This is a genomic window from Vibrio sp. Vb1755, from assembly GCF_033338635.1.
Classification (GTDB): domain Bacteria; phylum Pseudomonadota; class Gammaproteobacteria; order Enterobacterales; family Vibrionaceae; genus Vibrio; species Vibrio alginolyticus.
Window position 1 is genome coordinate 1 of record NZ_JAWOTA010000124.1, and the last position, 1,483, is coordinate 1,483.

General features: G+C 46.3%; 2 protein-coding genes. Both read right to left on the bottom strand.

Features of this window, described 5'->3' with window-relative positions:
• The coding region (locus R7E00_RS23170; RefSeq protein ID WP_318124586.1) for a YeiH family protein at positions 1 to 565 on the bottom strand (565 nt) is incomplete at its 3' end.
• A 128-nt stretch (positions 566 to 693) separates the two neighbouring features.
• Positions 694 to 1,483: 1-acyl-sn-glycerol-3-phosphate acyltransferase (locus R7E00_RS23175; RefSeq protein ID WP_318124588.1), on the bottom strand; the 790-nt coding region annotated here is incomplete at its 5' end.

Genomic DNA, 1,483 nt, shown 5'->3' on the forward strand with positions numbered 1-1,483 from the left:
CTTCACCGTAGGCAGAGGCAGCGCCAACAACAGACGAAGTATCATGAATCGCAATTGCCGCCCATGTCCCAAAGGTGTGTTGGTCTAGGTTTAACGCATGACCAATGACGGGGAAGATGAACAACGCTAGAGAGTTGAGTACAAAAACGGTAGCGAGTGCCAAACCTATTTGTTCATCTTTGGCTCTGATTGCTGGTGCGACCGCAGCAATTGCGCTGCCACCACATATCGCAGTTCCGGATGAAATGAGATACGCAGTCGTCGTTTCGAGTTTGATTACTTTGGCGATGAGTGAGCCAATGACGAGTGTGCCGACAATCGTAGCGATAATTAGCCCGATACCATCTGACGTGACAGACAATGCCTGTTCAAAATTGATACCAAACCCTAAACCGATAATAGAATAAGAAAGCAGTTTTTTGGTGAAAGAGGCGATGGGTAACTCAGTAGGAACTAAGCCAAAGCTGGCAAGTAAGAAGCCAATAACAAGTGCAATAGGGGATGACACAAAAGGAGTTAAGCAAAAAAGCAGTGCCAGTCCAAAGGGGATGTACTTTCTGTTCAAGATTTATGATTCATTGTCGTTAGTGAAAGCGAGAGTATATCGCACTGTATCTGGTCAGTTTGTCTTAATGATTTGAACACACGTTCAGATAATCTAAACGTGTGCTCAAATAATTCTCAACGTTTTGTTTATCGCCAATCTCCGCGCAATGCGTGCACTTTTTCGAACATAGTTTGTGCGGTGGCTGAGCTAGGATCTACCGGTTCGCCAGCTTCAATTTCCAATTTGGACCAGAAGCGAGTCGGGAACCCTCTGCATGCTCGTCCTTTAGCGCGGCTAAAATAACTGCCCCACAATCCTTTCAATGCCATCGGAATCACAGGTACTGGGCTTCGACGCAGAATAATGTCGATGCCACGCATGAAGTCGTTCATTTCGCCATCGGAGGTCAATCGCCCTTCAGGGAAGATACAGACAATATGGCCTTCATTGAGAGCTTCTTCGACGTCGTTAAATGCTCGACGAATAGAACTTCGGTTGCTAGCAGAAATTGGTATCACGCCAGCACGGCGTAAAAAGCGTCTTAGCGGCGGCAGGTTGGCGTAATCTTCTTCCATCACAAAGCGAATCAAACGAGGGCATACGGCACTCAGTAACAGGGCATCCATGTAGCTCACATGATTGCACACAATCAATGCACCACCATGCTCAGGTAAGTTGTGCAGATTTTTGTGTTTAACACGATAGATGGTGTGCGTGAGCATCCACATTGCAAAGCGAACCACAAAAATCGGGATTTGTAGAAAGATATATGCCGCGACTAAGAAGTTAAGCACTGCAAGAAGCGCAAACAATTGTGGAATACTCATCTCTACTACGCTTAGGCATATAATGCCAAGGATCGCGCTGCCCACCATAAATAGCGAGTTAAAGATATTCAGACCTGCTATCACTTGCGCTCGTTCAGTCTCCTTCGCT